This window comes from Streptomyces sp. NPDC044003 (genome assembly GCF_056435185.1).
In genome coordinates, this window is record NZ_JBWKFA010000014.1 from 18,233 (window position 1) to 39,219 (window position 20,987).

At 71.4% G+C, this 20,987-nt stretch carries 19 protein-coding genes; 2 read left to right on the top strand and 17 right to left on the bottom strand.

The features are described from left to right. Positions 1–8: 8 nt before the first annotated feature. The 11 genes from pstB to mshD form a co-directional block, all read right to left on the bottom strand. Positions 9–785, bottom strand: a complete 777-nt coding sequence (gene pstB / locus AC07AW_RS36145) for a phosphate ABC transporter ATP-binding protein PstB (RefSeq protein WP_376487454.1) — start codon at positions 783–785, stop codon at positions 9–11. 25 nt (positions 786–810) lie between these two features. Next, complete coding sequence (pstA, locus tag AC07AW_RS36150) at positions 811–1,887, bottom strand: phosphate ABC transporter permease PstA (RefSeq protein WP_478819694.1); 1,077 nt, start codon at positions 1,885–1,887, stop codon at positions 811–813. Then, positions 1,884–2,858, bottom strand: a complete 975-nt coding sequence (gene pstC / locus AC07AW_RS36155; protein WP_478819695.1) for a phosphate ABC transporter permease subunit PstC — start codon at positions 2,856–2,858, stop codon at positions 1,884–1,886. The genes pstA and pstC overlap by 4 nt, the downstream gene beginning before the upstream one ends. A 114-nt stretch (positions 2,859–2,972) precedes the next feature. Beyond that, positions 2,973–4,115, bottom strand: coding sequence for a phosphate ABC transporter substrate-binding protein PstS (gene pstS / locus AC07AW_RS36160; RefSeq protein WP_478819696.1), 1,143 nt, complete (start codon positions 4,113–4,115; stop codon positions 2,973–2,975). A 569-nt stretch (positions 4,116–4,684) separates the two neighbouring features. Further along, on the bottom strand, positions 4,685–5,092 hold the full coding sequence (locus AC07AW_RS36165) for an NUDIX hydrolase (RefSeq protein WP_478819697.1): 408 nt from the start codon (positions 5,090–5,092) through the stop codon (positions 4,685–4,687). Further along, entirely contained in the window at positions 5,089–6,072 is a 984-nt protein-coding gene (locus AC07AW_RS36170) for a CHAD domain-containing protein (RefSeq protein WP_478819698.1), read from the bottom strand. The genes AC07AW_RS36165 and AC07AW_RS36170 overlap by 4 nt, the downstream gene beginning before the upstream one ends. Further along, the gene (locus tag AC07AW_RS36175) at positions 6,059–8,314 is read right to left on the bottom strand and encodes an RNA degradosome polyphosphate kinase (protein WP_478819699.1); all 2,256 of its coding nucleotides are present in this window, start codon (positions 8,312–8,314) and stop codon (positions 6,059–6,061) included. The genes AC07AW_RS36170 and AC07AW_RS36175 overlap by 14 nt, the downstream gene beginning before the upstream one ends. Before the next feature lie 274 nt (positions 8,315–8,588). Further along, positions 8,589–9,539 carry an ABC transporter permease gene (locus tag AC07AW_RS36180; protein ID WP_478819700.1) on the bottom strand — a complete coding sequence of 317 codons (951 nt, stop codon included), beginning with the start codon at positions 9,537–9,539 and terminating at the stop codon, positions 8,589–8,591. Beyond that, complete coding sequence (locus AC07AW_RS36185; protein ID WP_478819701.1) at positions 9,536–10,375, bottom strand: ABC transporter ATP-binding protein; 840 nt, start codon at positions 10,373–10,375, stop codon at positions 9,536–9,538. The genes AC07AW_RS36180 and AC07AW_RS36185 overlap by 4 nt, the downstream gene beginning before the upstream one ends. Continuing rightward, complete coding sequence (locus tag AC07AW_RS36190; protein WP_478819702.1) at positions 10,372–10,761, bottom strand: GntR family transcriptional regulator; 390 nt, start codon at positions 10,759–10,761, stop codon at positions 10,372–10,374. The genes AC07AW_RS36185 and AC07AW_RS36190 overlap by 4 nt, the downstream gene beginning before the upstream one ends. Before the next feature lie 90 nt (positions 10,762–10,851). Next, complete coding sequence (mshD, locus tag AC07AW_RS36195; RefSeq protein WP_478819703.1) at positions 10,852–11,778, bottom strand: mycothiol synthase; 927 nt, start codon at positions 11,776–11,778, stop codon at positions 10,852–10,854. Between the two features lie 152 nt (positions 11,779–11,930). Between mshD and AC07AW_RS36200 the strand changes: the two genes are divergently transcribed. Both AC07AW_RS36200 and AC07AW_RS36205 read left to right on the top strand, forming a co-directional pair. Continuing rightward, positions 11,931–13,763, top strand: a complete 1,833-nt coding sequence (locus tag AC07AW_RS36200; protein ID WP_478819704.1) for a bifunctional metallophosphatase/5'-nucleotidase — start codon at positions 11,931–11,933, stop codon at positions 13,761–13,763. A 145-nt stretch (positions 13,764–13,908) separates the two neighbouring features. Beyond that, positions 13,909–14,763 (top strand): phosphatidylinositol-specific phospholipase C, encoded by an 855-nt coding sequence (locus tag AC07AW_RS36205; protein ID WP_478819705.1) that lies wholly within the window; start codon positions 13,909–13,911, stop codon positions 14,761–14,763. Here AC07AW_RS36205 and AC07AW_RS36210 read toward each other — a convergent pair. The 6 genes from AC07AW_RS36210 to AC07AW_RS36235 all read right to left on the bottom strand — a co-directional run bounded on the left by AC07AW_RS36210 (position 14,760) and on the right by AC07AW_RS36235 (position 20,911). Further along, positions 14,760–15,545 (bottom strand): nucleotidyltransferase, encoded by a 786-nt coding sequence (locus AC07AW_RS36210; RefSeq protein ID WP_478819706.1) that lies wholly within the window; start codon positions 15,543–15,545, stop codon positions 14,760–14,762. The genes AC07AW_RS36205 and AC07AW_RS36210 overlap by 4 nt on opposite strands. Before the next feature lie 43 nt (positions 15,546–15,588). Further along, a complete protein-coding gene (locus tag AC07AW_RS36215) occupies positions 15,589–16,989 on the bottom strand; it encodes a sensor histidine kinase (RefSeq protein WP_478819707.1) in 1,401 nt (466 codons plus the stop codon). An 8-nt stretch (positions 16,990–16,997) separates the two neighbouring features. Beyond that, positions 16,998–17,741 carry a response regulator transcription factor gene (locus tag AC07AW_RS36220; RefSeq protein ID WP_478819708.1) on the bottom strand — a complete coding sequence of 248 codons (744 nt, stop codon included), beginning with the start codon at positions 17,739–17,741 and terminating at the stop codon, positions 16,998–17,000. A 20-nt stretch (positions 17,742–17,761) separates the two neighbouring features. Beyond that, positions 17,762–18,955, bottom strand: coding sequence for a S1C family serine protease (locus AC07AW_RS36225; protein ID WP_478819709.1), 1,194 nt, complete (start codon positions 18,953–18,955; stop codon positions 17,762–17,764). A 99-nt stretch (positions 18,956–19,054) separates the two neighbouring features. Then, positions 19,055–20,080, bottom strand: a complete 1,026-nt coding sequence (locus tag AC07AW_RS36230; protein WP_392159162.1) for a LacI family DNA-binding transcriptional regulator — start codon at positions 20,078–20,080, stop codon at positions 19,055–19,057. 24 nt (positions 20,081–20,104) lie between these two features. Then, a complete protein-coding gene (locus AC07AW_RS36235; protein ID WP_478819710.1) occupies positions 20,105–20,911 on the bottom strand; it encodes a response regulator transcription factor in 807 nt (268 codons plus the stop codon). Between the last annotated feature and the right edge of the window lie 76 nt (positions 20,912–20,987).

Genomic DNA, 20,987 nt, shown 5'->3' on the forward strand with positions numbered 1-20,987 from the left:
GACGGTCTTTATCCGAAGCGGCCGGAGATGTAGTCCTCGGTCGCCTGGACGCTCGGGTTGGAGAAGATGCGCTCGGTGTCGTCGAGCTCGATCAGCTTGCCCGGCTGGCCGACGGCCGCCAGGTTGAAGAAGGCCGTACGGTCCGAGACGCGGGCGGCCTGCTGCATGTTGTGCGTCACGATGACGATGGTGAAGCGCTCCTTCAGCTCGCCGATCAGGTCCTCGATGGCGAGGGTGGAGATCGGGTCGAGGGCGGAGCAGGGCTCGTCCATGAGCAGGACGTCGGGCTCGACGGCGATCGCGCGGGCGATGCACAGACGCTGCTGCTGGCCGCCGGAGAGGCCGGAGCCCGGCTTGTTCAGGCGGTCCTTGACCTCGTTCCAGAGGTTGGCGCCCTTGAGGGACCGCTCGACGATGTCGTTCAGCTGGGACTTCTTGTAGCTGCCGTTGAGGCGCAGGCCCGCCGCCACGTTGTCGAAGATCGACATGGTGGGGAAGGGGTTGGGGCGCTGGAAGACCATGCCGACCGTGCGGCGCACGGCGACCGGGTCGACGTTCGTGCCGTACAGGTTCTCGTCGTCCAGCATCACCTTGCCCTCGACGCGGCCGCCGGGGGTGACCTCGTGCATCCGGTTCAGGGTGCGCAGGAAGGTGGACTTGCCGCAGCCGGAGGGGCCGATGAAGGCCGTCACGGAGCGGGGCTCGACGGTCATCGAGATGTCGTCGATCGCCTTGTGGGCGCCGTAGTAGGCGGAGAGGCCGCTGACGTCGATTCGCTTGGCCATGTGAATCACTTCCAATTGCCGCTGGTCAGCGGCCGGTCTTCGGGGCCTTCCAGCGGGCGATGCCGCGGGCCACCAGGTTGAGGATCATGACGAAGGCGATCAGGACGAGCGCGGCGGCCCAGGCGCGGGCCACGGCGGCGTCGGTGCCGACCGCGTACTGCTCGTACACGTAGAGCGGCAGGGAGGACTGGGCGCCTTCGAAGGGGTTCGGGTTGATGAGCTTCGTACCGAACACGAGGAGCAGGACCGGGGCCGTCTCACCGGTGATGCGGGCGACCGCGAGCATGACGCCCGTGGTGATGCCGCCGATCGCGGTGGGCAGGACCACCTTCAGGATGGTGCGCCACTTGGGGATGCCGAGGGCGAGGGAGGCCTCGCGGAGCTCGTTCGGGACGAGCTTGAGCATCTCCTCGGTGGAGCGGACCACGACCGGCATCATCAGGATGGCGAGGGCCATCGCGCCGGCGAAACCGGAGGGGCCGAAGCCCAGGATCAGGTTCCAGGTGGCGAGGATGAAGAGGCCGGCGACGATCGACGGGATGCCCGTCATGACGTCGACGAAGAAGGTGACGGCCTTGGCGAGCCTGCTGCCGCCGCCGTACTCGACGAGGTAGACCGCGGTGAGCAGGCCGATGGGCGCGGCGATCAGGGTCGCGATGCCGACCTGCTCGATGGTGCCGAGCAGCGCGTGGTAGACGCCGCCGCCGGCCTCGGCGTCGAGGACGCCGTTCATCGAGTGGGTCAGGAAGTAGACGTCGAGGACCTGTGCGCCCTTGCTGATCGTGACCCAGGCCAGGGAGATCAGCGGGATGACGGCGAGGACGAAGCAGACCCAGACGAGGCTGGTGGCGACGCGGTCCTTGGCCTGGCGCCGGCCCTCGACCTTGGTGGTCACGGCGAAGGTGACGAGGACGAAGAGCAGCGCGGCGATCAGGCCCCACTGGACCTTGCTGTGCCAGCCGGCGGCGAGGCCGATGCCGATGCCTCCGGCGATCGATCCTGCGGCGACGGCGGCCGGGGTCCAGCGCGGGAGCCGGGCGTGGGAGAGGGGCTGGCGGCGCGGGGCAGCCGCGACCGGACGATCCTGTATGGCGTGGCTCATGCCGCGGCCCCCGAGTACTCCTTGCGGCGGCCGATGATCCAGCGGGCGGCGCCGTTGACCAGCAGGGTGATGACGAAGAGGACGAGACCGGAGGCGATCAGGGCGTCCCGGCCGAACTCGTTGGCCTCGTTGAACTTGGCGGCGATGTTCTGCGCGAAGGTGCCGCCGCCCGGGTCGAGCAGGTGGCCCGAGAGGACGAAGCTGGGGGAGAGGACGACGGCGACGGCCATCGTCTCGCCGAGTGCGCGGCCGAGGCCCAGCATGGAGGCGGAGATGATGCCGGAGCGGCCGAAGGGCAGCACCGACATGCGGATGACCTCCCAGCGCGTGGCGCCGAGGGCGAGGGCGGCTTCCTCGTGCATCTTCGGGACCTGGAGGAAGACCTCGCGGGTCACGTTGGTGATGATCGGAAGGATCATGATCGCCAGCAGGATGCCCACGGTGAAGAGGTTGCGGGCGACGCCGTCGCTGGACTTGTCGAAGATGTACGTCCAGCCCAGGTACTGGTCGAGCCACTTGTTGAGGCCGTCCAGGTACGGGACGAGGAAGATCGCGCCCCAGAGGCCGTAGATGATGCTGGGCACGGCGGCGAGCAGGTCGACGACGTACGCGAGCGGCTTGGCCAGCTTGCGCGGGGCGTAGTGCGAGATGAAGAGGGCGATGCCGATCGCGACGGGCACGGCGATGAGCATCGCGATGATCGAGGAGACGATCGTGCCGAAGGCGAGGACGGCGATGCCGAAGACCGGCGGGGTGTTCGCCGGCATCCACTCGAAGGTGGTGAAGAAGTTCGTGCTGTCCTTCGAGATGGCGAGGACGGCGCGGTAGGTGAGGAAGACCGCGATCGCGGCCATGATCACGAGGAGGGTGATGCCGGAGCCGCGGGAGAGGCCGCTGAAGATGCGGTCCCCGGGGCGGGTCGCGCTCTTGGCGCGCCGGCTCCTCTGTATGTCAGGTGAGGTGGTAGCCATCGGTTTTCTCCGGTCTGCGGGTCCTGTACGGGGAGTACGGGTCCCTGGCGGCGGTGCACCGGATGCCGGGACCGGCCCCTCCACGGGAGGTGAGGGGCCGGGCCCGGCCGGGGGTCAGGACAGGGTGGGGACGATCGCGCGGACCTTGGCCGCGATCTCGGCCGGGAGCGGGGCGTAGCCGGCGTCGGAGAGGACCTTCTGGCCCTCCTCGCTGGCGGTGTAGGTGAGGAAGGCCTTCAGGGTCGGCAGGGTCTCCGCCTTGTTGCCCTTGTCGCAGGCGATCTCGTACGTGACCAGGGTGATCGGGTAGGCGCCCTCGGCCTTGGTGGTGTAGTCGAGGGAGAGGGCCAGGTCGCTGCCGGTGCCCTTGACCTTGGCGGCGGCGATGGCCTTCGAGGCGTTCTCGGTGGTGGCGGCGACCGGGGCGGCGGCACCGGTGTTGATGCTGACCGTGGAGATCTTGTTGGCCGTCGCGTAGGAGAGCTCGAAGTAGCCGATGGAGCCCTCGGCGTCCTTGACCGCGGTGGCGACACCGGAGGAGCCGTTGGCGGCCTGGCCACCCGGGGCGGGCCACGACTTCGTCTTCGGGTCGTACTTCCAGTCGGCCTTCGCGGTGGCCGAGAGGTACTTGCCGAGGTTCTGGGTGGTGCCCGACTCGTCCGAGCGGTGGAAGGCCTGGATCGTGGTGTCGGGGAGCTTGGCGCCCGGGTTCAGCTTGACGATGGCCGGGTCGTTCCACTTGGTGATCTTCGTGTCGAAGATCTTGGCCAGCGTGGGGGCGTCCAGGACCAGATTGTCCACACCGTCCAGCTTATAGCCGATGGCGATCGGGCCGCCGACCATGGGCAGGTTGACGCCCTTGCCGCCCTTGCAGATCTTCTGCGACTCGGCGACCTCTTCGTCCTTGAGGGCGGAGTCGGAGCCGGCGAAGGTCACCTGGCCCTGGTTGAACTTGGTGATGCCGCCGCCCGAGCCGATGGCCTGGTAGTTGACCTCGACGCCGGAGCACGCGGCCTGGAAGTTCTTGACCCACAGGTCCATCGCGTTCTTCTGGGCGCTGGAACCGGCGGCCAGGAGCTGGCCCTTGGCACCGTCACACGCGATGTTCGACGCGGCGGCGGAGGTCTTGCTGCCGCCGTCCTTGGTCGGGGTCTCCGTGTTGTTGTCCGAGCCACACGCCGAGAGGACGAGCGCACCGGAGACGACGAGGGCACCGATCGCGGAGGCGCGAAGCCCGTTCTTGCGCGAAAGCTTCACTTTCGGGTGTTCCTTCCAGAAGCCGCCTTGTCGCGGACCGTGTTGTCCTGACCGTTCTACGGCGGCGTGTGTCGGTTGGTGGGTGCGCGCTGTGCTCCGTGCACCGTGTAAGGCCGAAATTAGGCAGAACAGGTGAAGCCGTCGGCGGGGGAGAGTGAACGGGAAGTGAACCGTGCCGGAAGCCCGGGTGCGGGGGCCTTGGGCGGACGGCGGCCGTTGTGGGGCGAGGCTTCCGGCGGCGCCCCGGCTCCGCCCCCGTTGTGGGCAATCGTTCCGCTGGGGCGGAACGGGTGGGCGCAACGGACCCGCGCCCTGCCGGCGCCGGAGGCTTCTGTGCCCTGGCCCGCACCACGTTGTGCGCCGCCGCTGGGGTGCGGGTCCAGGCGCGGAAGGCGGAGGCGCCGCTGGAGGGCGCCGTCCCGTGTGCCCACCCGTCCCGCCCTGCGGGACGATTGCCCACACGGGCGGGGGCGCCGCCCAGCCGGGCGCGGGCCCACACGGGCGGGGGCGCCGCCCAGCCGGGCGCGGGCCCACACGGGCGGGGCCCACGCGGAAGGCGGGTGGGCTCGTCAAGGGTGGGTGGTTGCCATTGCTGCGTCCAGGAGGTCGCGGTCTCTTGGTTGGGTCAGGCGGTGGCGGGCCGAGGACGGCGGGAGCCAGAGCAGGGCGTCGACCTCCCTCGTGGGGACGAAGCCGCCCTCCAGGGCACGGGCCGCCCAGTACGCGACCTCCTTGGGGCGGCCGTCGACCGTGTAGTGGGCCGTCGGCAGGCGGGGGCCGAGTTCGCAGCGGCGGCCCGTCTCCTCCAGGACCTCGCGCAGCGCGCACGCCTCCGCCGTCTCGCCGCGCTTCCGCTTGCCCTTCGGGTGCGACCAGTCGTCCCACTTCGGCCGGTGGACCAGGGCGATCTCGACGCCGTGGCCGGAAATCGCCGGGCGCCACAGGACGCAGCCCGCCGCCAGGATCGGGGTGGTCATGGGACCGGGGCCGTTGTTGGCCGCCACGCGCGCTGGAAGGCGAAGCGTGCCGCCTCCACCTCGTGGCGTTGGTCGGCGTGGAGGACGCCCAGGGCGTAGGCGGTGGCCGGGGCGATGCGCGGCGTGCGGGCCGCCGTGGCGGCCGCAGAAGCGGCCTCGGCCGCGTCGCGGTGCCGGTCCAGGGCCCTGGCCGCCTCGTACAGGACGGAGTCCGGTTGGCCGCCGGTGTGCAGGGCCTCGGTGGCGTACCGGTGCAGCCGCAGCAGGAGCCGTGTCTGGTGCCAGGGCGCGTCCTGGCTCTCGGCGGCGGCGAGCGCGAGGGCGTCCGCGTTGTACGGGTGGGCCGCCCGGGTGAGGGGGAGCGCCGCCACCGCGTCGAGGAGGCGCCGCTCGGCGAGCTCGGCGGGGGCGTCGATGACCTCGACGGCCGGGGCCGCGCCCGCCGGCCCGAGCGGCACCTCGGAGGCCAGGAGCGCCACGGCGTCCGCGACCGCGTGGAAGCGGGCGGAGCCGAGCGCCTGGAGGGAGGCCGAGTGGGCGCGCGTACGGGCCAGGGTCAGCTGGCGTTCCAGCAGGGCGCCCGCCCGGGCCGCGCCGACCGTGAGCCCGGCGCCCTCCGAGCCGCGGGCCGCCGGCACCGGCCCGCTGGTGTTCGACAGGCGGGACAGCGCGTCCACCAGGCGGACGAGTCGGGACGTACAGGCCTGTTCGAGGGCCAGCGTCCCCGAGAGCCAGGCGAGCTCGGTGCGCAGCTGGTCGGCCCAGGCCGTGTCGAGCAGCGGCCGGAAGGTGTGGAGGGTGCCGCTGATCCGGCGGGCCGCGCCCCGCAGCGTACGGGCGGCCTCCTCCGCCCCGGCCGTGTCGGAGCCGCTCTCGCGGTGCAGCCGCAGGCCGCGGAGGAAGTCCGCGGCCCGGGCGTGCAGGTAGGGGGCCAGGACCTCGCCCGCCGTGACGTCCTGCGAGTGGTCAGGGTTGTGCACGCCGGCGCCTCCGCGCGTCGATGAGCATCTCCTGGACGTGCCGCAGGGGCCGGCCTTCGGGGTCGGTCGCGTGCCGCGTCCAGTTCCCGTCGGGGCCGAGGTGCCAGGAGGAGGTGGTGTCGGACATCCCGGTCTCCAGGAGCCGGGTGAGAGCGGCCCGGTGCGCCGGGTCGGAGACCCGTACGAGGGCCTCGATCCGGCGGTCCAGGTTGCGGTGCATCATGTCGGCGCTGCCGAGCCAGACCTCGGGTTCGCCGCCGTTGCCGAAGGCGAAGATCCGGGAGTGCTCCAGGAAGCGGCCGAGGATCGAGCGGACCCGGATGTTCTCCGAGAGGCCGGTGACCCCGGGGCGTACGGCGCAGATGCCGCGGACCCAGATGTCGACCGGGACGCCGGCCCGCGAGGCCTGGTAGCAGGCGTCGATGATCGCTTCGTCGACCATCGAGTTGACCTTGATGCGGACGTACGCGGGCCGGCCTGCGCGGTGGTGCGCGATCTCCTTGGTGATCCGGGAGACCAGCCCGTCGCGCAGCGACTTCGGGGCGGTGAGCAGGCGGCGGTACGTCTCGCGGCGGGAGTAGCCGGAGAGCCGGTTGAACAGGTCGGAGAGGTCCGCGCCGACCTGCGGGTCGGCGGTGAGCAGGCCCAGGTCCTCGTAGAGCCGGGCCGTCTTCGGGTGGTAGTTGCCGGTGCCGACGTGCGAGTACCGGCGGAGGAGCTCGCCCTCCTGCCGTACGACGAGCGACAGCTTGCAGTGGGTCTTCAGGCCGACGAGGCCGTACACGACGTGGCAGCCGGCCTCCTCCAGCTTCCGCGCCCACTTGATGTTGGCCTGCTCGTCGAAGCGGGCCTTGATCTCGACGAGGACGAGGACCTGCTTGCCGGACTCGGCGGCGTCGATGAGGGCGTCCACTATCGGGGAGTCGCCGGAGGTCCGGTACAGCGTCTGCTTGATGGCGAGGACGTCCGGGTCGGCGGCCGCCTGCTCCAGGAAGGCCTGCACGGACGTCGAGAACGAGTCGTACGGGTGGTGCAGGAGCACGTCCCGCTCGCGCAGCGCCGCGAAGATGTCGGGCGCGGACGCCGACTCGACCTCGGCGAGGTCCCGGTGGGTGCCGGCGACGAACTTCGGGTACTTCAGCTCCGGCCGGTCCTGCCCGGCGATCCCGAAGAGCCCGGTGAGGTCGAGCGGGCCGGGCAGCGGGTACACCTCGGCGTCGGAGATCTTCAGCTCGCGGACCAGCAGGTCGAGGACGTACGGGTCGATGGACTCCTCGACCTCCAGGCGCACCGGCGGCCCGAAGCGGCGCCGCATGAGCTCCTTCTCCAGCGCCTGGAGCAGGTTCTCGGCGTCGTCCTCCTCGACCTCCAGGTCCTCGTTCCTGGTCACCCGGAACATGTGGTGCGCGAGCACCTCCATGCCGGGGAACAGCTCCTCCAGGTGCGCGGCGATGACGTCCTCCAGGGGGACGTACCGCTGTGGGGAGGCCTCCAGGAAGCGGGAGAGCAGCGGCGGCACCTTGACGCGCGCGAAGTGGCGGTGGCCGCTGACCGGGTTGCGCACGACGACGGCGAGGTTGAGGGAGAGTCCCGAGATGTACGGGAAGGGGTGGGCCGGGTCCACGGCCAGCGGGGTGAGGACCGGGAAGATCTGCTGCCGGAAGAGGGTGAAGAGCCGGGCCTGCTCCTTCTCGGTGAGCTCGGGCCAGCGGATCAGGTGGATGCCCTCGTCGGCGAGGGCCGGGGCGACGTCCTGCTGGTAGCAGGCGGCGTGCCGGGCCATGAGCTCGCGCGAGCGCGTCCAGATCAGTTCCAGGACCTCGCGCGGCTGGAGGCCGGAGGCGGAGCGGGTGGCGACGCCGGTGGCGATGCGGCGCTTGAGGCCGGCGACCCGGACCATGAAGAACTCGTCGAGGTTCGAGGCGAAGATCGCGAGGAAGTTCGCCCGTTCGAGGAGGGGGGTCGTCGGGTCCTCGGCGAGTTCGAGGACGCGCTCGTTGAAGGCGAGCCAGCTGCGCTCACGGTCGAGGAAACGCCCCTGCGGCAGCTCGTCGCCGAGCGCGCCGTCGTCCTTGTAGGTGTCGGGATCCGCGTCGAGATCGGCGTCGATGTCGGTGACGACGGCCCCGTTCACCACGTGCGCGCGGTGCGCGGTTATGGAACCGAAGGACGACGTTCCGTTCGACGGGGCGGACGGCGTGGCGGAGGACTGGACCGGGACCTCGGCGGGCTGCTGGCTCATGGCCCCATTCTTCCGCGCGAAGGGGTGGTCGGGCGCGTCGGAGCGGGCCGTGGGGGAAGGAAGTCTCCCTTTGGGGAGGACCACCCTGCCGGGTGTGGACACGGAGCGCTTCATTGCGTGAGCGTCGCAAGCGCGTCTGAATGGCCGGTAACGACGACATGTCGTACGGGAATCGGGGGCGGGGCCCTTGTCGGGGCCCCGCCCCCGGTATGTCTACGCGTGTCCGCGGGTGTCCTCTACGGCTGCCGGGCGCGGTGTCCTCCGCGGGTCGGCCCTACGGGTGCCGGGCGCGCAGGACGCGGAAGGCGGCGAGGGCCGCGAGGGCGGCGAGGGCGAGGAGGATGCCGGACTCGATGAGCTGGGTGGGCCAGAAGTGGGACTGCGGGTGGTAGTCGAGGTACTGGCCGGTGACGTTCTTCCCAGCGAGGCATTCCGGGACGCTCTTGCCCTCCTCGTAGCAGGACCACTCCGCGATGCGGCTCCCATCGCGGGTGAGCAGCCCCGTGTCCATCATCAGCCCGTTGCCCGGGACGAAGAGGGGGCCCTTGTCCAAGTCCATGGGGCCCGTGATCGTCTTCACCGGAAGGAAGGACCAGCGGTACGTGCCGAGGACGAGCAGGACCACGCCCATGGTCAGGCCCGTGGCCGCCATCGCGACGAGGGTGCGGCGGATCAGCAGGCCGATGAGGGCGCCGACGGCGACCGCGGCGAGGACGTACGCGAAGAGGACGATGCCGGTCGCCTCGTACGGGCCCGGGTCGGCCCAGGTGAGGCGGTAGCTGCCGGAGACGCGGACCCAGCCGATCCGGAAGACGCCCGTGAGGGCGAGCGTGGTGAGCAGGGCGACGGCGCTCGCGGTGAGGAGCTTGGCGCGGAGCCAGGCCGCCGGGTTCACCGACTGGGTGAGGGAGAGCTTGAACGTCCCCGACTCGAACTCGCGGGCGACGAGCGGGCCCGCGACGAATGCCCCGGCGAGCAGCGGCAGGAAGAGCAGGTACCCGCCGCCGGACTCGGTGGCCACGCGCAGCATCTCGTAGGCGAAGTTGTCGTCGGGGAAGTACCGCCGTCCGTCAGCGAGGTACCGGTCCGGCGTCTGCGCGTCCCAGATCCGCAGCCCGCCGATCACCGCGAGGGACACGGCCACCGCCGCGACCGCCAGCCACAGCGTCCGCCGGTACTGGCGGACCGTCACCCAGTAGGGGCCCTTCAGGGTGATGGTGCTCATGCCGGGGCTCCTTCGGTGGTGCGGAGGTGGGCGAGGAGGAGGTCCTCCAGGGAGGGTGCCGTGGTGTCCCAGGGGCCTTCGACGGGGCCTTCGTGGCGTACCAGGGCGGTGAGCTGACGGCCCGTCGTGCGGGACTCGACGACCGTGTGCGGGGCGAGGTCGGCGATCGGGCCGGTGAGCAGGGTGTGGGCGGCGAGGAGGTCCTCGACGGGGCCGTCGAGGCGGACCTTGCCGCCGTGGAGCAGGAGGAGGTGGTCGCAGGCGCCCTCCAGCTCGGTGAGGATGTGCGAGGACATGACGACGGTCGTGCCGTTTTCGGCGGCGTCGGCCATGAGCAGGCCCATCAGCTGGTGGCGGGCGAGCGGGTCGAGGTCGGCCATCGGCTCGTCGAGGAGCAGCAGTTCGGGCCGCTTGCCGAGGGCGAGTGCGAGGGCGACGCGGGTGCGCTGACCGCCGGAGAGTTCGCGTACGAGGGCGCGCGGATCGAGTTCATCGGCGATCACCCGCCGGGCGACGGCCTCGTCCCAGCGCCCCGGGTTGAGCTCGCGGCCCATGCGGAGGGTGTCGGCGACGCTGAGCCGGGGGTGGAGCGGCTTGTCCTGGGCGACGTACGCGAGGTGCTCGCGGGCCGGGGCGTGGATCGTGCCCTCGGTGGGGCGGAGCAAGCCGGCGGCGAGGGCGAGGAGGGTGGACTTGCCGGCGCCGTTGGGCCCGACGAGGGCGCAGATCCGGCCGGCGGGGAGGGCGAAGTCGCACTCCCGCAGGGCCCAGCCGCGCCCTCTTCCCCCGTATCGCTTGCCCAGGAGGCGGGCCTCCAGGGCTGTGTCCTTCGTCATCGGTCGTCTTCCCCCTCGAAGTGTTCCTTCAGTACGGATGTGAAGAGCGCGGCCACGTCCTCCCGCTCGAGTCCCGCGGCGCGTGCCCGGCGGGCCCAGTCGGTGAGTTCGCCGCGCAGGGGCGAGTCGGCGGGGCCGGTGCCGAGGGTGGCGCGGACGAAGGTGCCGAGGCCGCGGCGGGCCTCGACGAGGCCTTCGCGTTCGAGCTCGCGGTAGGCCTTGAGGACCGTGTTGGGGTTGATGGCCGTCGCTTCGACGACCTCGCGTGCGGTGGGCAGTCGGTCGCCGGGTTCCAGGAGGCCCATCCGGAGGGCCTGCTTCGTCTGCTGGACGATCTGGAGGTAGGTGGCGACGCCACTGCGCCGATCGATGCGGTACTCGACCACGATCCCTTCCACCACCCTTTCACTAATCAAGTAGTGAAAGGGTGGTGGAAAGAAGGGGGCGGTGTCAACCGCCCCCTGTCATCTCCGTGTTCAGGACTCCGTGCGGTACATCAGGTCCACCTCGTGCGTCGTGAACCCGAGCCGCTCGTACACCGTCACCGCCGCCGTGTTGTCCGCGTCCACGTACAGCATCGCCGTCGGCAGGCCCTGCGCCGCCAGGTGCCGCAGGCCGATCGCCGTCAGCGCCTTGCCGAGGCCGCCGCCCTGGGCGTCCGGCAGGATGCCCACCACGTACACCTCGCCGAGCTGCTCCTCGGCGTGCGTCTTCGTCCAGTGGAAGCCGATCAGGCGCCCGTCCTTCTCCGCCAGGAAGAAGCCCTTCGGGTCGAACCACGGCTCGGCGATCCGGTCGTCCAGATCCCGCTGCGTGAGCGAGCCCTGCTCCGGGTGGTGCGCGAACGCGGCGGCGTTGACGGCGAGCCAGGCCGTGTCGTCGACGCCGGGCGTGAAGGTCCGGACGGTGACGCCCTCGGGCAGCACCGGCTCCGGGATGTCGAGCGGCACCAGGGGCCGGCGCAGCTGGCGCAGCTCGCGGAAGAGCGTCAGGCCGAGGACCTGCGCGAGGTGCCGGGCCGCCGACTTGCCGCCGTGCGCCCAGACGCGCAGCCGCTTGCCGGAGGCGGCGAGCAGGGCGGTGCCGAGCGCCCGGCCATGGCCGCGCCCCCGGTGGGAGGGGTGGACGACCAGCTCGGCGGCCGGGGCCTCGATCGGGTCGGTCTCCTCCAGCTGGGCGTAGCCGTAGAGGTGGGAGCCGACGGTGAGAAGGAAGTGACGCACGCCCTCGCGCCTGCCGTGACGCAGGTAGAGCCGCCCCTGCTCGGACACGGCGTGCAGGCCGTCGGCGTGGTCGGCGGCCTCGAGCAGCTCCAGTACGTCCTGGATCTGCTCGGGCGTGAGCTCGTCATACGTGTGGATCTGCCGTCCCGGTTCGAGGGCCGGCGCCGTGTCGGAAGTCATGGCTACGAGCCTACGGCGACACTTCGTCAGCCATCGGCAACTGTCTTGTAACCGGCCACCCCCTGTTGCGCTACGCGCGTTGACTCTAGGCTGCACGCGCAACGGGGGCGTAGATCAAGGCCGCGAAACGGGGCAAGGGGACTAGGGGAGAGATGGCAGCGACACCGAGGAAGAACAAGACGGCACGGCGAATTCTCGCCGCCGGTGCGGGGCTTGCGACCGTCGGGGCGCTCGTCGCCGCGATGCCGTCGGCCGGTGCGGCCGGGGACGAGTACGCCGTCGGGCAGGGGACGAACGGCAAGGGATGGGGCCGGATGGTCGACGTCCAGCTGCTGTCCTTCAACGACCTGCACGGCAACCTGGAGCCGCCGGCCGGTTCGTCCGGGCAGGTCACCCGGACCAAGCCGGACGGGACGACGGAGAAGGTCGACGCCGGTGGTGTCGAGTACCTGGCGACGCACCTGCGCCAGGCGCGTGAGGGGAACCGTTACTCCATCACGGCGGCGGCCGGTGACATGATCGGTGCCTCGCCGCTGCTGTCCGGCCTCTTCCACGACGAGCCGACGATCGAGGCCCTGAACGACCTCGACCTGGACGTCACCTCGGTCGGCAACCACGAGTTCGACGAGGGCGCGCGCGAGCTGGCCCGGATGCAGAACGGCGGCTGTCACCCGACCGCCGGATGTTTCGTCGAGGGCAAGACCTTCGGGGGCGCCGACTTCCCGTACCTCGCGGCCAACGTGACGGACGAGAAGACCGGCAGGCCGCTGCTCGACCCGTACTTCGTCTGGGAGAAGGACGGCGTCAAGATCGGCTTCATCGGCGTGACCCTGGAGGGCACCCCGAACGTCGTCACGGCCGAGGGCGTCAAGGGCCTCAAGTTCGGCGACGAGGTCGAGACGATCAACAAGTACACGAAGATCCTGGAGCGCAAGGGCGTCAAGTCCATCGTCGCCCTGGTCCACGAGGGCGGCATGCCGGCCTCCGCCTCGTACAACTACAACTGCGACGGTGACGGCGACGGTGACGGCGAGGGCGTCTCCGGCGCGATCGTCGACATCGCGAAGAACGTCTCCCCGCAGGTCGACGCGCTGGTCACGGGTCACACGCACCAGGCGTACGTGTGCTCCATCCCGGACCCGGCGGGCAACCCGCGCCTGGTCACCTCGGCGTCCTCGTTCGGCAAGCTGTACACGGACACGACGCTGACCTACGACCGCGCCACCAAGGACATCGTGCGCACGGCCGTCGCCTCCGCCAACCACGTCGTCTCGCGCGACGTGCCGAAGGCCGCGGACATCTCGCAGCTCATCGCCGACTGGAAGGCGCTCGCCGCCCCGGTCGCGAACCGCCCGCAGGGCTTCATCGCCGCCGACATCAACGGCCGCGGCTCCACGGCGTTCGAGAAGCCGCTCGGCGACGTGATCGCCGACGCGCAGCTGGAGGGCCTGGCCCCGGCGGACAAGGGCGGCGCGCAGCTGGCCCTGATGAACCCGGGCGGCATCCGCGCCGACCTCGTCTACAAGCAGTCCGGCGCCGAGGGCGACGGTGTGGTGACGTACGGCGAGTCCTTCACCGTGCAGCCCTTCACCAACATGATGAACGTGGTCGACCTGTCCGGCGCCAACCTCATCACCGCCCTGAAGCAGCAGGTCAGCGGCTCGAACCTGAACTCGGTCAAGATCCTCCAGGTCTCGAAGGGCCTCACCTACACGCTCGACATGACGAAGACCGGCGCGGACCGCGTCGTCGACGGCACGATCAAGCTGAACGGCGAGGCGATCGACCCGGCGAAGACCTACCGCGTCGCGATGAACGAGTTCCTCGCGGGCGGCGGCGACGGCTTCGGCGCCCTGGCCACCGGCACGAACAAGCTGGTCGGCGCCTCGGACCTCGACGTCTTCAACGCCTACCTGGCGGCCCACTCCTCGGCGGCCAACCCGCTCCCGGTCCCGGCCGCGGACCGCATCACGGTCGTGAAGTAACTCCCGGTAGCTCCTGAGAGGGGGCGGCGGTCCCGCTTCGGCGGACCGCCGCCCCCTCTGTCGTGTTCGCTTCGGCGGACCGCCGCCCCTTCTGTCGTGTTCGCGCCCTGGTGATGTTGTTGTGGACCTGTCATAGTCCCGATCCATGGACCGACGACGATTCCTCGTGGGGGCCGCGGGTGCCGGTGCCGCTCTGTTCGTGGGAGCGCCCGCCGCCTCGGCCGTGGACGTGCGCGCATGGATGGGGGCGCAGGGGGACGGGACCGATCTGCGGCGGCTGACCATTCCCGGGACCCATGACTCAGGGGCCCGGTTCGGCGGGGCCTGGAGCGAGTGCCAGAACACCACCATCGCCCAGCAGCTGGACAGCGGTGTCCGATTCCTGGACGTGCGGTGCCGGGTGACCGGCGGGTCGTTCGCCATCCACCACGGCGCCTCCTACCAGAACATGATGTTCGGGGACGTACTCGTCGCCTGCCGGGACTTCCTCGCCGCGCACCCCTCCGAGACCGTCCTCATGCGCGTCAAGCAGGAGTACTCCGAGGAGTCCGACGCCACCTTCCGCGCCGTCTTCGACGACTACCTCGACCGGCGCGGCTGGCGGTCCCTCTTCCGGATCGGGGACTCGCTGCCGCTGCTCGGCGAGGCCCGAGGGCGGGTCGTGCTGCTCGCCGACAACGGCGGGCTGCCCGGACTCCGGTGGGCCGACCCCGCCGTCTTCGCCGTCCAGGACGACTGGAACGCCCTCCCCGACGCCAAGTACCCCAAGATCCAGGCCCACTTCCGCGCCGCCGTCTCCCAGCCCGGCCGGCTCTACGTGAACTTCGTCAGCACCTCCGCCTACCTCCCGCCCCGCTGGAACTCCGACCGGCTGAACCCATGGGTGCACGGGTTCCTCGACAGCGCCGAGCTCGCCGGGAAGGCCGGGCTCGGGATCGTGCCCATGGACTTTCCCAACACCCGGGCGGGGCTGGTGGAGGCGCTGCTCCGGCACAACTAGCGCGGAGTCTTCGCGCCGTGCACGGCGGTGTACTCGGCCGCCAGCCACGGGGCCAGGTCCTCGATCAGGAGCCCCAGGACCGCCGGATCCGGGGACGGTGACCTGCCCACCTCCGCCGCCAGGCGCATCTGCTCCGCCCGCTCCGGGTAGAACGCGCCGAAGACCGCCGCCGAGCGGTCCAGGTCGCTCGTCCACCCGCCCCACCGCGGCATGACCAGCGTGAAGCCTGTACGGACCAGGCGGCGGCCGACCCTGCGGCCCAGGGCACGGTCTGCGGGCTGTGCACGCCAGCCCGGCAGGAGCAGCGCCAGATCGCCGTTCGTCTCGCGTGCGAGCAGGGACGTGGGGCGGTACGGGGGCAGCTCGGCGGCCAGGTCCGGGCCCAGGAGCGGGGTGCACAGGCAGGCCACGAAGAAGCCCAGGTCGTGGCGTTCCGGCTCGCTGAGGAGCGTCCCGGTGCTGCTCAGCAGGATCCCGACCCCGTCGATCTGCGGCAGCTCCCGGTCGAGCGCCGCCTCCGCCTCCCGCGCGGCGGCACGGTCCGCCTCCGTGGGCTCCCCGTGCAGGGCCAGCTGCACGTCCAGGTCGGAGACGCCGGCCACCGCCGTGCCCCGGGGCACGCTCCCGTACAGGTACGCGCTGTGCAGCCGGTCCGGGCCGAACGCCTCAGGGATCCGGGCCCGCGCCGCCTCGACGACCGGCGCGAACTCCGCCGGTACGCGGTCCAGGGCGCCCTCGCGCGCGATCGTTCCGTCGGGGTTCAGGCCGCGGTCGTCGTCCATGGGTCCACCCTGGACCCCGGGCCGCCCGACGGCGAACCCGTTTTCACAGCTCCGGCGGTGGCGTCGGCGCCCCCGGCAACCGGAGCGTCGCCACCGTGCCGCCGCCCTCCGCCGGGGCGAGCGACACCGTGCCGCCCGCCTGCTGCACCGTACGCGCCACGATCGACAGGCCCAGGCCCGAGCCCGGCAGGCTGCGGGCCGACGGGGAGCGCCAGAAGCGGTCGAAGACGTGCGGGAGTTCCTCCGGGGTGATGCCGGGGCCCTGGTCGCGGACGGTCAGCTCGCCCCGCATCAGGGTCACCTCGACCGTGCCCCGGGGCGGCGAGAACTTCACCGCGTTGTCCAGGACGTTCACCAGGGCCCGTTCGAGCGCCGGCGTCTCCCCCCGTACGTACCAGGGCGCGAGGTCGGTGACGAAGGTCAGCTCCGGGCCGCGCAGCCGCGCCCGGTCCAGGGCGTTCCGCAGGATCGTGTGCAGCGGCACCACTTCGAGCGGGCCCGGCTGCACCGCGTCCGGGCGGGCCAGCTCCTGGAGGTCGCCGATCAGCGCGGCCAGCTCCGTCATCTGCGCCTTCACCGAGGCCATCAGGGCCCGCCGGTCGTCCGGCGGGAGCGCCCGGCCGGTCTCCTCGCTGCGCGCGAGCAGCTCGACGTTGGTACGGAGGGAGGTCAGCGGCGTCCGCAGCTCGTGGCCCGCGTCCGCGATGAGCTGCGCCTGCCGGTCCCGGGAGCTCGCGAGCGCCGCCGTCATCGCGTTGAAGGAGCGGGACAGGCGGGCGATCTCGTCCTCGCCCTCCACCGGGATGCGGACGGTCAGGTCCTCGGTCGCGGCGACGTGCTCGACAGCGTCGGTCAGCCGGTTCACCGGCTCCAGACCTGTCCGCGCGACCCACAGGCCGGCCGCGCCCGCGCCGACGACACCGATCCCGGAGACCAGGAGCAGCACCCAGCGAAGGGTGGACATCGAGTTGTCGATCTCGGAGAGAGGGCGGGCGAGGGAGACCGCGAGCCCGGCGGGGCCGCCCTGCGGGTAGGTGTAGACCCGCATCTCGCGGCCCGCTTCGTCCTTCACCGTGTGCAGGACGTCGTCCAGCTGCCCGCGCGCCACCGCGAGGTCGCTGGATCCGACGGGGATCGCGGCCTCGCCCGAGGTGCACACGCTGCCGTTGGCGAAGACGATCTGCACCGTGTACGGGACCGCCATGGGCGGCGGGGGCGTGCCCTGGCGGCACAGGGCGAGCAGGGCCTGCACGCCGTCCGTTTCCAGGCGGGTGCTGCGCAGCGAGGAGTCCAGCTCGGCCTCCAGCTGGGCCCGCGTCACGAACCAGCAGGCCAGCGACACGGCCGCCACCGCGAACGCCACGGCGGCCGCGGTCAGCAGCGCGAGCCGCGAGCGCAGCGGTCGCGAGCGGAACCAGTTCCTCAAGGGGATGGCCGTTCTCAAGGGGCCTGTCACTCCCCGCCTCCTCCACGCAGCGCGTAGCCCACGCCCCGTACGGTGTGGACGAGGCGCGGTTCGCCGCCGGCCTCGGTCTTGCGCCGCAGATACATCACGTACACGTCCAGCGAGTTGGAACTGGGCTCGAAGTCGAAGCCCCACACGGCCTTCAGGATCTGCTCCCGGGTGAGGACCTGGCGCGGGTGCGCGAGGAACATCTCCAGGAGGGTGAACTCGGTCCGGGTCAGCTCCACGGTCCGCCCGCCCCGGGTCACCTCGCGCGTGGCCAGGTTCATCCGCAGGTCCTCGAAGGCCAGGACGTCGTCCTCGGCGGGGGCGGCGGCGGACGCGGCGGCGTAGGAGCTGCGGCGGAGCAGGGCCCGGATGCGGGCGAACAGCTCGTCCAGCTCGAAGGGCTTCACCAGGTAGTCGTCCGCGCCGGCGTCGAGGCCGGTGACCCGGTCGCCGACCGTGTCGCGGGCGGTGAGCATGAGGATCGGCACGGTCGAGCCGGCGGCCCGGATCCGGCGGGCCGCCGTGAGCCCGTCCATGCGGGGCATCTGGACGTCGAGGACGACGAGATCGGGGGCGTACGTCTCCATCGCGGCGAGCGCGTCGAGGCCGTCGACAGCGTCCTTGGTCGCGTACCCCTCGAAGGCGAGGCTGCGGCGCAGGGCCTCCCGCACGGCGGGCTCGTCGTCGACGATGAGGATGCGCTCGGCTTCGTTCTGCTGTCCCGGCAAAGACTGTCCCGTCATGGGGTCAGCGTCCCACGTGCTCAGTTGTCGCCGCCCGAGCGGAGACTGTCCAGGTCGGCCTTCACGGTGTCGATCGGGATCGCGAATCCGAGGCCGACGCTTCCGGCGGTGGAGCCGCTCGAAGAACTGGGCGAATACATGGCCGAATTGATTGCGATGATCTCGCCGTTCATATTGATCAACGCGCCGCCGGAATTCCCCGGATTGAGCGAGGCGTCGGTCTGGATCGCCTTGTACGTGGTCTTCGACGAGCCGGTGTCGCCGTTGAACTGCTGTCCGCCGAACTCGAACGGCCAGCCCTGTCGCGGGTCGTACTGCTGCTGGTCCTGCTGCTGGTTCTGGCTGTCGTCGTCCTTGGCGACGGTCACGTCCCGGTCGAGCGCGGACACGATGCCGCTGGTGACGGTGCCGGTCAGGCCCTCGGGGGAGCCGATCGCGACGACCTCCTCGCCGACCTTCACCTTGGAGGAGTCGCCGAGCGTGGCGGCCTTGAGCCCGGAGGCGCCCCTGAGCTTGATCAGGGCGAGGTCCTTGTCGGGGTCCGTGCCGACGACCTCGGCCTCGTACGTCTTGCCGTTGCTGAGCTGGACGGTGACCGAGGAGGCGCCGGAGATCACGTGGTTGTTGGTGACGATCTCGCCGTCAGAGGTGATGATCACGCCCGAGCCGGTGGACTTGCCGGCGTTCGAGGTCGCGGAGATCTCCACGATGGAGGGGGAGACCGCCTCGGCGACCCCGGCGACCGTGCCCTTGCTGCCGGTGGAGACGTTGGTGCCGCTCACGACGGGGGAGGAGGCGGTCGCGACCGAGTCGGAGGTGAGCTGCTGCACCAGCGTGGCCGCGCCGCCGCCGATCGCCGCGGCGGCGATGGCGACGGCCGCCATGAGCCCGACCCCGCGCTTGGCGCGGCGGCGGGGCGAGGGCGCGGGGGCGGGGACGGTGGCGACGAGGGGCGGGTCCACCGGCGGCGGCACGTGACCGCCGGAGGGCCAGATGGTCGTGCCCGGCTCGGTGGTGATCGGCTGGGTGGGCTCGTACGGTCCCTGCGTCGGCTGCGTCTGCCCGTACGGTCCCTGCGCCGCCTGCGTCTGCTCGTACGGTCCCTGCGCCGCCTGCGCCGCCTGCGCCGCCTGCGCCGGCCGCGTCGGCTCGTACGGTGGCCTCGGCGGGTAGTACGGCTGCTGCTGCGGCTGCTGCTCCTGGAAGTCCGTCATGGCTATGACTCTCGGAGCCGTACATGAGAACCGTCTGAGGAGCGGCTGAGAAGCCCGACAGAACCCCGTATGTCCCGTATAAAGACGGGTCTCGCGGGTCTACTCGTGGCAACCGCAGGAGCGGCGGACGACCAGCGCCGACGGGAAGAGCTTCACCCGCTCGCGGCGCGAGCCCGCCACGCGGATCGAGTCGTCGAGGACCAGGTCCACGGCCGCCCGGGCCATCGCGGGGCGGTCCGAGGAGACCGTGGTCAGCGGCGGATCGGTGAGCGCCGCCTCCTTCACGTCGTCGAAGCCCGCGACCGCCAGCTCCGTCGGCACCTCGATGCGCAGCTCGCGGGCGGCGCGGAGGACACCGAAGGCCTGGTCGTCGGTGGAGCAGAAGATGGCCGGCGGCCGGTCGGGGCCGGACAGCAGCTTCAGCGCGACCTGGTAGGCGTCGTAGCGGTTGTACGGCGCCTGGAAGAGCCGGCCCTCGATCGAGAGGCCCGCTTCCAGCATGGCCCGCCGCCAGCCCTCCTCGTGGTCGGCGACGGGGTCGCCGACGGCCGGGGTGTTCGGGATGCCGCCGAGGCACGCCACGTACGGGTGGCCGTGCTCCAGGAGGTGCCGGGTGGCGAGCTGGGCGCCGCCGATGTCGTCGGTCACGACGGCCACGTCGTCGATCGCCTCGGGCCGCTCGTGCAGCAGCACCACGCGCGCGTCCCAGGCCTCGATCTCGCTCGCGGCCTGCTCGCTCATGCCCTGGCTGACCAGGATCAGCCCGGAGACCCGCATCCCGAGGAAGGCCCGCAGGTAGTGGACCTCGCGCTCGGTCCGGTAGTCGGAGTTCCCGACGAGGACCATCTTCCCGCGCTCGGCGGCGGCCTGCTCGACCGCGTGCGCCATCTCGGCGAAGAACGGCTGCCGCGCGTCCGGGACGATCATGCCTATGAGGTCGGTGCGCCGGGAGGCCATCGCCTGGGCCACCCGGTCGGGCCGGTAGCCCAGCTCCTTGATGGCGGCGAGGACACGCTCGCGCGTGGCCGGGGCGACCGGCCTGGGTCCGTTGTTGATGACGTAGCTCACGACCGCGGTAGAAGTACCTGCAAGTCGCGCTACGTCATCCCGCGTCACCTTGGCCACGCGCGGCAGTCTACGCGGGGGGACCTACCTACCGGCAGGTCGCACTGTGGCATCCGCCACGTTCCTGTCCTCCGGCAGGGTGACGTCCTCCGTGGCTCCCTTGACCCGGGCGCCCGCGCGGGCCTCCTCCTTGCGGGCCTCCTCCGCCGCCCGCTCCACCTTCTCGGGCGTGACGAAGCGGTAGCCGACGTTACGGACGGTGCCGATGAGCGACTCGTGCTCGGGGCCGAGCTTGGCCCGCAGCCGCCGTACGTGGACGTCGACCGTACGGGTGCCGCCGAAGTAGTCGTACCCCCACACCTCCTGGAGGAGCTGCGCGCGCGTGAAGACCCGGCCCGGATGCTGGGCCAGGTACTTGAGCAGCTCGAACTCCTTGAAGGTCAGGTCCAGGACCCGGCCCTTCAGCTTCGCGCTGTACGTCGCCTCGTCGACCGACAGGTCGCCGTTGCGGATCTCCATCGGGGAGTCGTCCGAGACGATCTGCTGGCGGCCCATCGCCAGCCGGAGCCGCGCCTCGACCTCGGCGGGACCCGCCGTGTCGAGGAGGACGTCGTCGATGCCCCAGTCGGCGGTGACGGCCGCGAGACCGCCCTCCGTGACGACGAGGATCAGCGGACAGCCGGGCCCCGTGGAGCGGAGCAGCTGGCAGAGCGAGCGGACCTGCGGGAGATCCCGCCGGCCGTCGACGAGGATCACGTCCGCGCCGGGGGTGTCGACGAGCGCGGGGCCCTCTGCGGGGGCCACGCGCACGTTGTGCAGCAGCAGGCCGAGTGCCGGCAGCACCTCGGTCGACGGCTGGAGGGCGTTGGTCAGGAGCAGCAGTGAGCTCATCGCACCCCACCTGCCTGAGTCGTCGTCGATCCGTGCGTCGTCGTCGATCCGTCGTGCGTCGTCGTTCGCTCGTCCA

Coding starts and splice junctions, on each gene's coding strand:
- AC07AW_RS36200 (WP_478819704.1), top strand. CDS start 11,931: ATGGCAGCGACACCGAGGAAGAACAAGACGGCACGGCGAATTCTCGCC.
- AC07AW_RS36210 (WP_478819706.1), bottom strand. CDS start 15,545: ATGGACGACGACCGCGGCCTGAACCCCGACGGAACGATCGCGCGCGAG.
- AC07AW_RS36185 (WP_478819701.1), bottom strand. CDS start 10,375: ATGACGAAGGACACAGCCCTGGAGGCCCGCCTCCTGGGCAAGCGATAC.
- AC07AW_RS36220 (WP_478819708.1), bottom strand. CDS start 17,741: ATGACGGGACAGTCTTTGCCGGGACAGCAGAACGAAGCCGAGCGCATC.
- AC07AW_RS36165 (WP_478819697.1), bottom strand. CDS start 5,092: ATGACCACCCCGATCCTGGCGGCGGGCTGCGTCCTGTGGCGCCCGGCG.
- AC07AW_RS36235 (WP_478819710.1), bottom strand. CDS start 20,911: ATGAGCTCACTGCTGCTCCTGACCAACGCCCTCCAGCCGTCGACCGAG.
- AC07AW_RS36180 (WP_478819700.1), bottom strand. CDS start 9,539: ATGAGCACCATCACCCTGAAGGGCCCCTACTGGGTGACGGTCCGCCAG.
- pstA (WP_478819694.1), bottom strand. CDS start 1,887: ATGAGCCACGCCATACAGGATCGTCCGGTCGCGGCTGCCCCGCGCCGC.
- pstB (WP_376487454.1), bottom strand. CDS start 785: ATGGCCAAGCGAATCGACGTCAGCGGCCTCTCCGCCTACTACGGCGCC.
- AC07AW_RS36225 (WP_478819709.1), bottom strand. CDS start 18,955: ATGACGGACTTCCAGGAGCAGCAGCCGCAGCAGCAGCCGTACTACCCG.
- mshD (WP_478819703.1), bottom strand. CDS start 11,778: ATGACTTCCGACACGGCGCCGGCCCTCGAACCGGGACGGCAGATCCAC.
- AC07AW_RS36175 (WP_478819699.1), bottom strand. CDS start 8,314: ATGAGCCAGCAGCCCGCCGAGGTCCCGGTCCAGTCCTCCGCCACGCCG.
- pstC (WP_478819695.1), bottom strand. CDS start 2,858: ATGGCTACCACCTCACCTGACATACAGAGGAGCCGGCGCGCCAAGAGC.
- AC07AW_RS36205 (WP_478819705.1), top strand. CDS start 13,909: ATGGACCGACGACGATTCCTCGTGGGGGCCGCGGGTGCCGGTGCCGCT.